Source organism: Actinoplanes sp. NBRC 101535 (genome assembly GCF_030269225.1).
Taxonomy (GTDB): Bacteria; Actinomycetota; Actinomycetes; order Mycobacteriales; family Micromonosporaceae; genus Actinoplanes; species Actinoplanes rectilineatus.
Map to the genome: position 1 here is coordinate 31,026 of NZ_BSSY01000033.1, position 12,937 is coordinate 43,962.

At 70.0% G+C, this 12,937-nt stretch carries 14 protein-coding genes, 1 rRNA gene and 1 pseudogene; 10 read left to right on the top strand and 6 right to left on the bottom strand.

What is annotated here, in order from left to right:
* The first annotated feature begins 89 nt into the window (after window positions 1-89).
* Window positions 90-638, top strand: coding sequence for a hypothetical protein (locus QSK32_RS44330; protein ID WP_285475428.1), 549 nt, complete (start codon window positions 90-92; stop codon window positions 636-638).
* Between the two features lie 224 nt (window positions 639-862).
* A pseudogene (locus tag QSK32_RS44335) lies at window positions 863-1,474 on the top strand (transposase); the annotation flags it as partial.
* Window positions 1,475-1,578: 104 nt separating this feature from the next.
* Here QSK32_RS44335 and QSK32_RS44340 read toward each other — a convergent pair.
* Together QSK32_RS44340 and QSK32_RS44345 are read right to left on the bottom strand one after the other, a co-directional pair.
* Window positions 1,579-2,046, bottom strand: a complete 468-nt coding sequence (locus QSK32_RS44340; protein WP_285475429.1) for a VOC family protein — start codon at window positions 2,044-2,046, stop codon at window positions 1,579-1,581.
* Window positions 2,047-2,050: 4 nt separating this feature from the next.
* On the bottom strand, window positions 2,051-2,491 hold the full coding sequence (locus QSK32_RS44345) for a helix-turn-helix domain-containing protein (RefSeq protein ID WP_245674324.1): 441 nt from the start codon (window positions 2,489-2,491) through the stop codon (window positions 2,051-2,053).
* A 159-nt stretch (window positions 2,492-2,650) separates the two neighbouring features.
* On the opposite strand from QSK32_RS44345, the gene QSK32_RS44350 reads away from it, so the two are divergent.
* The 3 genes from QSK32_RS44350 to QSK32_RS44360 all read left to right on the top strand — a co-directional run bounded on the left by QSK32_RS44350 (window position 2,651) and on the right by QSK32_RS44360 (window position 4,909).
* Window positions 2,651-3,010: a YciI family protein gene (locus QSK32_RS44350; RefSeq protein ID WP_285475430.1), complete on the top strand. Its 360-nt coding sequence runs from the start codon at window positions 2,651-2,653 to the stop codon at window positions 3,008-3,010.
* Between the two features lie 21 nt (window positions 3,011-3,031).
* Window positions 3,032-4,318 carry an RNA polymerase sigma factor gene (locus QSK32_RS44355; protein ID WP_285475431.1) on the top strand — a complete coding sequence of 429 codons (1,287 nt, stop codon included), beginning with the start codon at window positions 3,032-3,034 and terminating at the stop codon, window positions 4,316-4,318.
* A gap of 87 nt (window positions 4,319-4,405) precedes the next feature.
* The gene (locus QSK32_RS44360; protein ID WP_157411557.1) at window positions 4,406-4,909 is read left to right on the top strand and encodes a DUF6188 family protein; all 504 of its coding nucleotides are present in this window, start codon (window positions 4,406-4,408) and stop codon (window positions 4,907-4,909) included.
* A gap of 10 nt (window positions 4,910-4,919) precedes the next feature.
* Here QSK32_RS44360 and QSK32_RS44365 read toward each other — a convergent pair whose 3' ends face one another.
* The gene (locus QSK32_RS44365) at window positions 4,920-5,366 is read right to left on the bottom strand and encodes an Hsp20/alpha crystallin family protein (RefSeq protein ID WP_045747702.1); all 447 of its coding nucleotides are present in this window, start codon (window positions 5,364-5,366) and stop codon (window positions 4,920-4,922) included.
* 119 nt (window positions 5,367-5,485) lie between these two features.
* Here QSK32_RS44365 and QSK32_RS44370 point away from each other — a divergent pair, with 119 nt between their 5' ends.
* Window positions 5,486-6,169: a hypothetical protein gene (locus tag QSK32_RS44370; protein ID WP_285475432.1), complete on the top strand. Its 684-nt coding sequence runs from the start codon at window positions 5,486-5,488 to the stop codon at window positions 6,167-6,169.
* Between the two features lie 594 nt (window positions 6,170-6,763).
* Here the strand turns inward: QSK32_RS44370 and QSK32_RS44375 are convergent.
* Window positions 6,764-7,414, bottom strand: a complete 651-nt coding sequence (locus tag QSK32_RS44375) for a response regulator transcription factor (RefSeq protein ID WP_285475436.1) — start codon at window positions 7,412-7,414, stop codon at window positions 6,764-6,766.
* Window positions 7,415-7,484: 70 nt separating this feature from the next.
* The gene (locus QSK32_RS44380; RefSeq protein ID WP_285475433.1) at window positions 7,485-9,086 is read right to left on the bottom strand and encodes a serine hydrolase domain-containing protein; all 1,602 of its coding nucleotides are present in this window, start codon (window positions 9,084-9,086) and stop codon (window positions 7,485-7,487) included.
* Between the two features lie 155 nt (window positions 9,087-9,241).
* Here QSK32_RS44380 and QSK32_RS44385 point away from each other — a divergent pair, with 155 nt between their 5' ends.
* From QSK32_RS44385 to QSK32_RS44400, 4 genes are all read left to right on the top strand, one after another.
* A complete protein-coding gene (locus QSK32_RS44385) occupies window positions 9,242-10,525 on the top strand; it encodes a sensor histidine kinase (protein WP_285475434.1) in 1,284 nt (427 codons plus the stop codon).
* A gap of 233 nt (window positions 10,526-10,758) precedes the next feature.
* A complete protein-coding gene (locus tag QSK32_RS44390) occupies window positions 10,759-11,544 on the top strand; it encodes a class I SAM-dependent methyltransferase (RefSeq protein ID WP_285475435.1) in 786 nt (261 codons plus the stop codon).
* Entirely contained in the window at window positions 11,541-11,867 is a 327-nt protein-coding gene (locus QSK32_RS44395; RefSeq protein ID WP_045747701.1) for a hypothetical protein, read from the top strand. The genes QSK32_RS44390 and QSK32_RS44395 overlap by 4 nt, the downstream gene beginning before the upstream one ends.
* On the top strand, window positions 11,867-12,670 hold the full coding sequence (locus QSK32_RS44400) for a nitroreductase family protein (RefSeq protein ID WP_045747700.1): 804 nt from the start codon (window positions 11,867-11,869) through the stop codon (window positions 12,668-12,670). Before QSK32_RS44395 ends, QSK32_RS44400 begins: the two co-directional genes overlap by 1 nt.
* 141 nt (window positions 12,671-12,811) lie before the next feature.
* Here QSK32_RS44400 and rrf read toward each other — a convergent pair.
* Window positions 12,812-12,928, bottom strand: a 5S ribosomal RNA gene (rrf, locus tag QSK32_RS44405).
* Between the last annotated feature and the right edge of the window lie 9 nt (window positions 12,929-12,937).

Sequence of the window (12,937 nt, forward strand, 5' to 3'; positions counted from 1 at the left end):
ACCTGTCGCGGTTGAAGGCTGGCGTGGGTAATCAAGCCACGCCAGCCGCTCCCTTTTTCTAATACTGCAAAATTTGCCCTGGAGGCCCCATGCGTCGTCTACTCGTAGCGATCACTGCCGCATGTATCGCTGCAGGAGGCCTCAGTGCCTGCACATCGAGCAGCGCTGAAGGCGGAGATCGTGACGCCGGCTCGAAGAGCCCATGCCTGCAGCCCGACGAGGTTCGGGAGATCGCAACCCTGCCGATCATCTCAAAACAGCCCTCAGGAACGAGGCTGACGGACAGCTTCGAGAGCTGCGACATCAGCGGACTAGCGTTTGCCGAACGAGTATACGAGACCCGGATGAAGGGCGGAGAGGTCGCGGAGTTCTATCGCAGTAGCGCCAAGGCCGACGGCTGGCTGATCACGCGCGCCGACTCCTTGCCTTACCCCGACAGGCAGGTCGACTTCGATGACTTCTTCTGCGCCGGCAAGACATGGATCGATGGCCCGCTCTATCTTGAGATCCAATGGCCAGATGCCGATTCCGAGACCCTCAAAGGACGCGAGGAAGGAACAGTTTTCGAACTCACCCTGGGGCGACAACCCCGAGCCTCCGCCGCATGCCCGAGTCCTGCAATGATCGCCGATAAATAACCGCAAGGAATTGGCTGCCAGATCGAGGCGGGCATGACAGATTATGAAATCGTCGAGGCTTCGCTGTCACGATGATCGATCAAAGTCTACCATGCACGCACTACCCTCGGCCCTTCGTTAAGAGGTGTCCAAGGGGTGAGCCGGAAATAGAGAAGTGCCTTCCGGTCAGGGAAAATGAGGCTTGTCGAAGGTCCCATATCCCGGTCACGGAAGGCACTTGCTGGGTGAAGGCTACCGCAATACGTCCGAAGATCACGGTGACCGGGGACGGACGCGGCGTCGTCGGTCACGCCGGTGCCCGGCTGCTCGCCGACCTTGCCGATGCGACCGGTTTGACCAGCGCGTTCAGTGAATCGTTCGCCGGACTGCGGCAGCGTTGCGGCGGCCATGACCCTGGCCGGATCGCGGTTGATCTGGCGGTGATGCTCGCCGACGGCGGCGAGGCCATCGCCGATCTCGCGGTTCTGCGTGACCAGGCCGGCTCGTTCGGGCCGGTAACCTCCGATCCCACGGCCTGGCGACTGCTGTCGCAGCTGGACGAGTCGATGCCGGCCGCGTTACGGACCGCGCGCGCTGCGGCCCGGGCGGTGGCCTGGGCTCAGCACGCCGACACCCGCGGTGACCTACCGCAGGTCAGCGTCGCCGGCTGCAAGGTCGAGGGCCTGGTCCTGGACATCGACGCGACCATCGTGATCTGCCACTTGCGAGAAGGAATCAGCGACCCGCACCTGGAAGAAGACCTTCGGCTTCCACCCGCTGCTGTGTTCCTGGACAACACCGGAGAAGCAGGTCGTTCGGACTCACGAAGAGCGCGTCGTCGTAGTCGGCCAGACGCGCACGGCGTACGGCGTCCGCTGATCCCATCGTCGCCGTGCTCCGCTGTGCCGTCCAATCGCGCTGGTATCGGTCGCTTCGGACGCAGAGCGGCCGGCAGCCGGGTTCAGGACACGGGTCGGCCGCTCCAGCGGGCCTTGTCCTCGGCGGTGATGGTCACCGGCTCGCCGGTCGGCTGGGTGACCCGGATGTGGTTGCCGAACGGGTCACGGAAGGCGCAGTCGATACCGTACGGCTGCTTCTCGACGCCCTGGGTGAACTCCACCCCCTGGGCCTTGAGCGTGTCGTAGACCTTCTGGCAATCGTCGGTGGTGAGGATCGCCGCCGCGCCGAGGGCGCCCTTGGTGAGCAGGTCACGAAGCTGAGCGCCGCTCTCCTCGCTCATCGACGGCGGCCCGGGAACCTCCAGCAGCAGGTGACGGTTCGGGTCGGACGGCAGGACGATGGTCAGCCACCGCATGTGGCCCAGGTCGACGTCGTCACCGACGACGAACCCCAGCTTGCCGACATAGAAATCCAGAGCCTCGTCCTGGTCGAGGACATGGACAGAGGTAATCGTGATCGCGTTGAACATGACTTCACGGTACGGGCGCGCCGGGGCGGGACGCTTCGCCAAAACTGACCGGTCGCAGCCAGGACTTGACGAAGCAGACCGGTGCTCGGGCGGCCAGCCGGCGATCGCGGTACTGCGACGGCGACACCCCGACCACGGCCCGGAACGCGCGGCTGAACGCGCCCAGGCTGTCGAAGCCGACCCGCAGCCCGACCTCGGTCACCGAGCTGGCCGGGTCACGAAGCAGCGACATGGCCCGTTCGATGCGCCGGCGTTGCAGATAGCGGTGCGGGGTCTCCCCGAAGGTGGTCCGGAAGCTGCGGCTGAAATGCCCCTCGGACATGTGCGCCAGCCTGGCGAGCGTGGGAAGGTCGAGGCGCTCGGCGAAGTCACGGTCCATCGCGTCGCGGGCACGCAGCAACCGCCTGTTCTGATCCTCGGCCGGTGACCAGCCCGCTCTCGGCACGCCGCCGATCGTAGACGGCCCGGGCGGCGGGCGGTGCCCGGCGTCGATGCCGGAAGACTGTTTCGTCGCTGGTGTCGTATCGCGGTGGATCCGTTCGTAGAGACTACGGAACGGCCGGCCGGATCTTGTGCCGGCGGGGAGAGCAGTGAGGAGACGACCTTGACGGAGTACCTGATCGCCTTCAACGATGAGTGGGTGCCCCCGCACACGGCGGCGGAGATGAGCGCGAAGGGGGTCGCCGCCCGTGCCGTGGTCGACGAGATGCGGGCCCTGGGTGTGCTGGTCTCCAGCAACGGCGGGCTGGACGAGTCCACGCTGGTCTGCAGCGTCGAGGCCCGTGACGGTGAGCCGGTGTTCAGCGACGGACCGTACGCCGAGACCAAGGAGCACCTCGGCGGGTTCGCCGTCGTCGACGTCGCCGACGATGACGCGGCCCGGTACTGGGCCGGCAGGCTCGCGACGGCGCTCGACTGGCCGCAGGAGGTGCACCGGTTCCCGGGCGCCGGGGAGAACCGGTAGCGCGCTGACTCCGGCACAGCGGTGACCGGACCTGATGTCGAGGAGGCGATCACCGGCGCCCACCGTGAGGTGTGGGCGCCGGTGATCGCCGGCCTCGTGCGCCGTTTCGGTGATCTGGACGTCGCCGAGGAGGCCGCCGCCGAGGCGTTCGCGGCGGCCGCGGAACGATGGCCGCGCGACGGTGTCCCGCCCAACCCTGCCGGCTGGCTGACCACCACCGCCACCCGTAAGGCGATCGACCGGCTGCGCCGCGAGTCGCAGCGTGACGCCAAGCAGCGGGAGTCGCTGATGGTCCACGACGACGGTCCGCCGGAACCCGCCGGTGCGGTCGAGGACGACCGGCTCCGGCTGATCTTCACGTGTTGTCATCCCGCGCTTGCGGTCGAGGCGCGGGTGGCGTTGACGTTGCGTCTGCTCGGTGGGCTCACGGTCGGCGCGATCGCGCGGGCCTTCCTGGTCCAGGAGACCACGATGGCGCGCCGGATCACCCGGGCGAAAGACAAGATCAGGGCGGCCGGCGTCCCCTACCGGGTGCCGTCGGTCACCGACATCCGCGAACGGCTTCCCGGCGTACTCGTCGTGGTCTATCTGATCTTCAACGAGGGCTATCTCGCGGGTGCGGGCGATGATCCGGTACGCGCGGACCTCACCGGCGAGGCGATCCGGCTCGGTCGTCTGCTGCACACGCTGCTGCCCGACGACGGCGAGGTCACCGGCCTGCTGGCCCTGATGCTGCTCACCGACGCACGGCGGGCGGCGCGCGTGTCGCGTACCGGAGAATTGGTGACCCTCGGGGAACAGGACCGCACCGTCTGGGATCGTGCCCTCATCGCCGAGGGCATCGCCCTGATCCGGGAGCGGAGCAGAGCGGTCGCGGCCGGCCCGCCGGGACGTTTCCAACTGCTGGCCGCGATCAACGCGGTTCACGCGGTGGCGCCCCGCGCACAGGACACCGACTGGGCCGTGGTCGCCGCCCTCTACGGCAGCCTGGCGCTCGTCGACCCGTCCCCGATCGTGCGGCTCAACCGGGCCGTCGCCGTCGCCGAGGTCGACGGGCCCGCGGCCGGGCTCACCGCGATCGCTCCGCTCGCCGGGGCCCTCGACGGCTACCACGCCTTCCACGCCGCACGCGCCGACCTGCTGCGCCGAGCCGGGCGGGTCGACGAGGCGCGGGCCGCCTACGACCGGGCCATCGGTCTCGCGGGCAACCCGGCGGAGAAGGCTTTCCTCACGCGCCGCCGTGACCAGGAGGCGGTCCTGGAGACCCTGGCCGCGGCGGAACTGCCGGCCCGCATCGACAATCTGTGACCTGCGCCGGGCAACATTTAAGGCCCTGTTAGGGAAAGTCGGGATACGGTCCCCGCGTCGATGGCCGGAACGCCGATCGGGGTGGACATGACCCGAATTCTCGGGCTGCTCGTGGGGCAGAGGCTGGAGCACGCGCGGCTCGGCCAGTCCGTCATCCTCGGATTCAGCGGGGACCGGCAGGTGGTGATCGAGACGACCGCCTATCTGCACCGGGGCGACGAGACGCTCCCGGTGGGGCGGGGCGACGAGCTGACCGCGGTGCTCGGCCTGCTGGTGAGTGAGGCCGTCGTCGCTCCGGGCGGCGAACTGCGGATCACGTTCGGCGGCGGGTCGGTGCTCGTCGCCGGCGCCGACGAGGAGTACGAGTCGTGGGCGGTGATGGGCCCGCCCGGTTTCCTGATCGTCTGCCAGCCCGGCGGCGACCTGGCCGGCTGGGGTGATGCGGCGCCCGCCGCTGCCCCGTCACCCGCAACGGTCCCCGCCGTCGGGGAAGGCGGCGCACCGGCAGGACCCGAGGGGCCGGGTGACGCGGGAGGTGATGGCGGCGGTGGGGCGGGCCGGGCCCCATCACCTCCCGCGATGCCTCGGTGAGGCCCCGGGGTCAGCTCGTGATCACCTTCTGGCTGGTGTGCTCACGGGCGGCCACAGCGATCTTGCGGGGCTTGGCCTTCTCCGCGATCGGGATCCGCAGGAGCAGCACGCCGTTGTCGTAGGCGGCGTCGATGCGGTCGGTGTCCAGCGCGTCGCCGAGGAACATCTGCCGGGAGAAGATCCCGAGCGGGCGCTCGCTGAGCTGCGCCGTGGCCTGTTCACCCAGGTCGATGGGGCGGCGCTCGGCGCGGACTGTCAGCACGTTGCGTTCCACGTCGATGTCGATCGCGTCGGCGTCGACCCCGGGCAGGTCGAACGCGATCACGAACTCGTCGCCGTTGCGGAACGCGTCGACGGGCATCGTGGCCGGCCGGGACCAGGTGCCCGCCGACGGGACTCCGAACAGCTGCTGGGCGAGCCGGTTGACCTCGGTGAAGGGTTCGCTGCGCATCAACATCTTCCCACCTCCTGCGTCTCGACTTACGGGGTCAATGCGCGATAGGTTTTTTCTAACACGTCGTCGTTCTGATGACAAGCCAGACGTCAACGAAAAGATGACGAGAGGGTGGTGACACCGTGCAACCGATCCCGGACGAGGTCAGAGCGGCATGGCGGCGACTGGCGGGAGACGACTCCGAGCCCCGGCTGCCGGCCGTCGCCGCGACCGTCGCCGCCACCGCCACCGCCGCCACCGCCGACGCCGACGCCGACGAGGAGAGCGACCCCACCGACACCCTCGACGCACTGGTGCTGCTGCGCTGGGCACGCACCGAACTCGCCGCGATCGAACCCGTCCTGATCGCCGCCGCACGGGCAGCGGACGTGTCCTGGCAGGAACTGGCCCCCGCCCTCGGCGTGGCCAGCCGGCAAGCCGCCGAACGCCGATACCTGCGCCTGATCCCCGCCACCGCCGACCAGCAGGGCAGCACCCGCGACGGCCGAGTCCAGGCCGAACGCGACCGGCGCGCCGGAACCCGTGCCGTCACCCGGTGGGCCAACGCCAACACCGCGGGCCTGCGGCAACTCGCCGGCCAGGTCGCCGCGCTCGACGACCTCGACCCGGCCGCCACCGACGACGTCGGCCGGCTCCGCGACGCCCTCGGCGACCACGACGCCACCCGGCTGCCCGGTCTGCTCGCCGGCACCCACCGGCATCTGGGCCACCACCCCGGACTCGCCGACCAGGTCGACGCGGTGATGACCACCACCGACCGGGTCCGGCAGCAGAGCGAACGGGACCGCGGCGCCGGCCCCACCTGACCGAGAAGTCCGGCAGATGGGCCGGCCGGGAGACGTCGCACACCGATTCCTGAATTCCGATTTCGGACGGAACAGCCGATCGGCATGTAATCGTCCACACGGCCACGCCGGGCGATGAAATGACCAACAATCACGCATCGCATCGAAACCGGTTCGCGCCCAAGGCTCCGATAAGTGTCATACATGAGCCGGCCACGGGGAGTTCATTGCAGGTCGAAGCGCCTTCTGTGCACTCCGAACAGCCATCGGAGGCCTCGGAACGACCGTCACGGTTTGTCATTCACCAAAGGCTGCGCTTAAGCTTCGCCCCGAACGCGGATCGCCGGACGACCACTGTGGAAACATTCCGGGCCAATGACGCGCCTTGGGTGTGTGACGTGTTCGTCAAAGGTGAGGTAACGGGGGTCACGTCGTGTGCGAAACCATTTTCGCGTACATCACGGTCATGGATTCTCTCCACACACTCACCTGCACGGGGTAGGACCCTCGCCGGTGTGATCCCGCATGTCTTCTCGCAGCTGTCCCGAACGGGACAGGCCGCCATCCACGCTGCCCGAAAGATCGTCCGCGGGAGGAGTCTCCGTGTCCAGCCGCTCATCCACCGTTGTTGAGAAAAGCGAGCACCGCCAGCACCCGACGATGGTCGTCGCTGGACGGAGGCAGGCCCAATTTGGTGAAAATGCTGCTCACGTTCTTGTCGACGGTCTTCTCAGCGAGGTGCAGGGCGGTTGCCACGGCGGAGTTGGACCGGCCCTCAGCGACCAGCCCCAGCACCTCGCGTTCCCGGGGCGAGAGCGCGTCGAGCGGCGAGCTGGCCGGAGCGGCGTTCATGATCCGGGCGACCACCTCGGGATCCATCACGGTGCCCCCGGCACTGACCTGGCGCAGCGCCATGACGAACTGATCGGCGTCCATCACCCGGTCCTTCAACAGGTAACCGACGCCACCAGCCCGGTCGGCGAGCAGTTCGACGGCGTACAGCGGCTCGACGTACTGGGACAGGATCACCACCGGCAGGCCGGGCCGACGGCGGCGCGCCTCGACCGCGGCGCGCAGGCCCTCATCGGTGAAGGTCGGCGGCATGCGGACGTCGACGACCGCCACGTCCGGCTCGGCCTCGTCCAGATACGCGAGCAGTTCGTCCGGGTGACCGACCGCGCCGACGACCTCACATCCGTACGCCGCCAGCAACCGAGCCAGCCCGTCGCGGAGCAGGAACAGGTCGTCGGCCAGCAGCACGCGCAGAGAAGCCCCCGTGTTCACGCTGCCAGCGTACGAGCCCGGATCGCCTCGAGGTGCAGGCCGTCGCCGCCGGTCACGACGACCTGATGAGGGCCGACGTGGCGGCGGAGTACGCCGGGACGCTGCCGGCCGCCCCGCGGACCGCGGTGTGAGCGGGGCAGCGGGGCGGGGAGGTACGCCGGCCCCGCCGCAACGCACCGATGGAGGTCAGCACGCTGGAGAGCACCGGGTAGGCGACCACCGCACCGGCGATCAACGCCAGTTCCGGGGCGCTGGACAGCACCAGCCCGGGATCCAGGGGGTAGCCCTGGACCAGGGCGCCGCCACCGACGGCGATGCCGGCGTACAGGCCGGCCGAGCCCGCGATCGCCGCGGCCAGGCCGGCCACCGCCCTGGTCACCGACCGGTTGCGGCAGCCGCGGGCGGCACCCCGGGCCAGGCGTACGCCGCGCAGCGCCATCAGCAGCGCCACCACCGCGGCGGCCCCGTCGGCGATCAGGTAGCGGCCCAGGTAGCCATCCCAGAACCCGAACTCCGGCGTCTCCGCACCGGCGAGGACGCCGAGTCCGGCCCGGTAGGCGGCGTCGTTCTCCAGCAGGAAGGCGTTCTGGGCGGTCAGCACGACCAGACCCTGGTCGCGGTCGGGCAGCAGGGCGAGGTCACTGTGGAAACCGGTGACGTCACCCTGATGGGCGACCAGGGCGGTGCCGCCGACCGTGCCGGTGGCCAGGCCCAGCGCGTACCCGTCGGTGCCCGGGGCGGCCGCGTCCTGCGGGGTGGCGGTCGCGGTCTGCCGCATCAGGGCCACCAGGTCCGCGGAGAGGATCGACCGGCCGCGGTAGGTGCCGCCGTCGATCTGCATCTGCAGGTAGTGGCCCATGTCCTCGGCGGTGGAGACCAGGTAGCCGTCCGGCAGTGCACCCGCGAAAGCGGTGGCCTCCCGGCGGACCTGAACGCCGAACCACGGCACGGTGGCCCGTTCCAGACCGGCCGCCCGGGCCTGGCCGACCGAGGTGTACGTGCCGGTCATGTCGAGTGGTTCCAGCACGTTGACCCGCAGATAGTCCGCGTACGACATCCCGGACACCTCCTGCACCAGCAGGCCCAGCGTGGCGTAGTTGAGATTGCAGTACTGGAAGGTCTCGCCCGGCGCCGCGGTCGGCGTGACCCCGGCGATTGCGCGGACCCGCTGCTCCAGCGTCCGGTCGGTGTCCCGCAGCCCGGCGACACCCGCCGCGGTGGGAAGGCCGCTGGTCTGGTCGAGCAGCTGACGAACCGTCGGCACGCTCACCGGATCCGCCGTACGGAACCACGGCAGGTAGCGGGTGACCGGGTCGTCGAGGCGAACCTGCCCGCGCTCGGCGAGCTGCAGCACCGACAACGCCGTGAACGATTTGCTGACCGAGCCGAGCAGGAACGGCGTCGATGCGGTCACCCCGTCGCCGTGGGCGCCGACGATGACCGTTGCGTCGATGACCACGGCGTACGCGGCGGCCGGCACCCGGCCCGCCTCCAGTCGTGTTTCGATCGCCGCACCGACCGCCGCGGCCCGGGCCGGTCCGACAGCGACGGCCGGGGCCGCAGCGGGCAGCGGTGGCAGCGCGAAGGCCAGGGCGACAGCCGGGACGGCGAGCACCCCGAGACAGGTACGGGCGATGCCGGAGTGCTGCGACATGGCGATGGTCCCTTCGATGCGGCCGTTGTGCGGTTCCCATGCTTCCCGGACGGCCGGGGTGTGTCTGCCGTGCCTGACCCCATCCGGACCGGGTGCTAGCCCCCGGTCCGGCTTGACCGTCCACCCGATCCGGATCCATCGCCGGCTGTAGTCCAATGATCCGACCCGACCGTGAACCAGCAGCTCAGGAGGCTGACATCAGTACTCGCCAGGCCGATCGTGGCGTCCATGGACTGCGAGCCGTCACCGCGGGCCTGCACCGGGCCGGGGAGGCCGTCATCGCGGTGGTCCTCGCCACGGCAGGCGTCGGCGTGGCGTGCACGGTGCTACTCGGGGTGGGCATCCCGCTGGTCGCGCCACTGCTCGCCGTCGTACAGAACCGGGCCGACGCCGCCCGCCGCCGACTCGGCCTGCCACGGAATCCCCGCCCAGCGGTGACGGAGACCGGATGGGCCGCCGGAACCGCCGCCTGCCGACGGGTGTTCCACGACCCGGCAACCCGGCGGGACCTGGCCTGGGCCGGCGGCGGCTGGCCGGCCGGGCTCACCCTCGGCCTGATCCCGGCGCTGTCGCTGGCCGGCGGGCTGTGGGGGCTCGCGTCCCCGCTGAGCTGGCGCTGGGCCGCGCAGGCATGGAACGGTTCGTGGTATCTGTTCGTCCCGCTGGTCAGCCCGGCCACCGCCGGTATGGCCGCGGTCCTGGGCGCGGTGATGATCGCTGCTGGGCTGCGGGCCGCGCCACTGCTGGGCCGGGCCGCCGACCGGTACGCCGCCCGGCTTCTCGGCGCGTCCACGGTCGCCCGCCTCACCGAACGCGTCGAACACCTGGCCGCCACCCGGTCCGAGACCCTCGACGCCCAGCAGTCCGAGATCCGGCGCATCGAACGCGACCTGCACGACGGCGCGCAGGCCCGGCTGATGGCGATGGGCATGACCCTGAAACTGGCCGAGAAAACCCTGCGGCAGGACCCCGATGCCGCCTTCACCCTGCTGGAACAGGCGCAGGAGGACTCCCGTCGGGCCATGCAGGAACTCCGGGATCTGGTCCACGGCATCCACCCGCCGGTACTCGCCGACCGTGGCCTGGTGGACGCGGTACGGGCGCTCACCCTGGAATGCCGGATCCCGACCACGGTCACGTCGACGCTCACCGGGCGGCTGGCGTCACCACTGGAGTCGGCGCTCTACTTCTCCGTCGGCGAACTGCTCACCAACGTGGTCAAACACGCCGGGGCCTCGCACGCCACGGTGACCCTGACATCCACCACCTCGGCGATCACCGTCGTCGTCGCCGACGATGGGCGCGGCGGCGCCGACCCGCACCGCGGGACCGGGATCACCGGGGTACGCCGACGACTGGCCGCCTTCGACGGGACCTTGTCGGTGGACAGCCCACCGGGCGGCCCGACCGTCGTCACCATCGGACTTCCGCTGATCTGAACCGTGGATCCGGCGCCCGGATCCCCGCGGCCCGGCACGGCGAAATCACGCCACGTCGTCGAGCCGGGCCACCAGGCCTCTGCTGCTGCACACTGGTCGCGGAGGCCTCGGCGCGGCACGCCTGGCATCGTCGGCGCACCGACTCTCGTCAGCGCCGTTAGCGCACCGGCCGATACGGGTATGCCGCGTGAGGAATCGATCCCCGCGCGTGGCGGTTCGCAACGCCGCCACCGGTGGCCGACCGTCGTATCGCGGACCGGAGGACCGACGACATGGGCATCACCGGCACCACACCACCGTCATCGGCGCCCGGCCGGTGGTGGCCGCCCGGCCTGGCCCGGCGCGACACCGAGGCCCGGGAATTCATGGACGCGCCCGACTGCGACCCCGGACGGCTGGACCGCACCTACCGGCAGTTCCGCACCGTCAACCGGCTCGTCTCGGGCTGGCGGCGCGTCTACCGGCAGTGGATCCGGCCCCGCCTGGACACCGAACGCCCCACCACCCTGCTGGACATCGGCTTCGGCGGCGGGGACATCCCCCGCGCCCTCACCACCTGGGCGGCCCGGGACCGGCTGGTACTCCACACGACCGCCATCGACCCGGACGACCGCGCGCTGCGGCACGTCGCCGGGCTACCGGCCCGCGGCGTCCACTTCGAACAGGCGTCGAGTGCCGAACTGGTGGCCCGCGGCGACCGGTTCGACATGGTGATCTCCAACCATCTCCTGCACCACCTGGACGCGACGGCGATGGAGGCGCTGCTGGCCGACAGCCGGACGCTGGCCCGCGGGCTGGTCCTGCACAACGACCTGGCCCGGCACCCGGCGGGATACCACCTCTTCGCCGTGGCCACGCTCCCGCTCGCCCGCGGATCCTTCGTCCACCAGGACGGTCTGCTCTCGATCCGCCGCAGCTACCGGCGCCCGGAGCTGCAGACGGTCGTCCCGACGGGATGGCGGGTCACGTCGATGTTCCCGCAACGTCTCCTGCTCACCCACGACGGAACACCCCGATGACCCGGACCCTGGTCACCGCCGCGGCCGTGAGCTACCTGAGCAACGCCGCCTTCGGCACCGCTGTCGCCACCGGCATCATCGACAACCGGGGACATAAAAAGATCCACGCCACGTTGTACGCGGTGACGTCCGCCCTGACGACACTGGCGCTCGCCGCGGGCGCCGTCGAACGCCGGGCCGCGGCTCTCGCGCTGCTGCCCGCGGCCGGCCCGCTCCTCGCCCTGCCCTACGCCGGTGGGGGCACCCGCCGGCATGCCGCCGTCGCCGGGGCCGCGGCTCCCGCGTACACCATCGCCCTTGTTCTGGCCTGGAGGAATCGCTGATGGAGTTTCTCGACGTGGTGCGCCGCCGACGGACCACCAACGGGGCGTTCCTGCCCGACCCGGTCTCCGAAGAGCATCAGCGGGTCCTGATGGAGGTCGCGGGACGTGCGCCGTCCCAGCTGAACAGTCAGCCGTGGCGGTTCGTGATCGTCGAGGAACGCCCGACGATCGAGGCCATCGCGCGGATCAGCGGCGAGAGCATGACCGAGGCGATGTCCAACGGCACCTTCTTCGAGCGGTACAAACCGTACTTCCGCTTCAGCAGGGAGGAGATGGAGAACCGCCGCGACGGCATGCTGTTCGACCGTCTGCCGGCGCCGCTGCGCCCGTTCACCAGCCAGGTGTTCACCGCCCGCGGCCAGAAACTCATGAACGCGATGCGGGTGCCGCACAGCCTCGGCGAGGAGAACCGCAAACTGGTGGCGGGCTCGCCGCTGCTGCTCGGCGTGATGCTCGACCGCAACGAATACCGTCCGGGCGAACTGTCGTCGTTCTACTCCGTGTTCAGCATGGGCGCGGCGATGGAGAACGTCTGGCTCACCACCGTCGAACTCGGCATGGGCATCCAGTTCATCTCCTTCCCGATGGAGGTGCCGGGCCGCTGGGACGAGATCGCCGGCCTGCTGAAGGTGCCGGACGACCTCGAACTGATGGCCGTCTACCGCCTGGGCTATCTGCCCGAGAAACAGCGGCGGCCACCCATCGACTGGACCAGCGAACAGCGCAAACTTCCTTCGCAGTACGTTTTCCGCGGCACCTGCGCCACCCCGCAGGAGGGCTGGGACCAGCCGACCGCCCGATGAGGCCCGGCCCGCCGGCCGGGGAGACGACCGGGGCAGACGGCCGATGATCGGAATCGCCCTGTGAAAACGGGTCCAGAACGGAAAAAGAGTCCGGAAACGAAGAAAGGCCCACCCCGAAGGGTGGGCCTTTCTCGACGTTAAGTCCGGCGGCGTCCTACTCTCCCACACCCTCCCGAGTGCAGTACCATCGGCGCTGGAGGGCTTAGCTACCGGGTTCGGAATGTAACCGGGCGTTTCCCCTCCGCTATGACCACCGTAACAGCCATC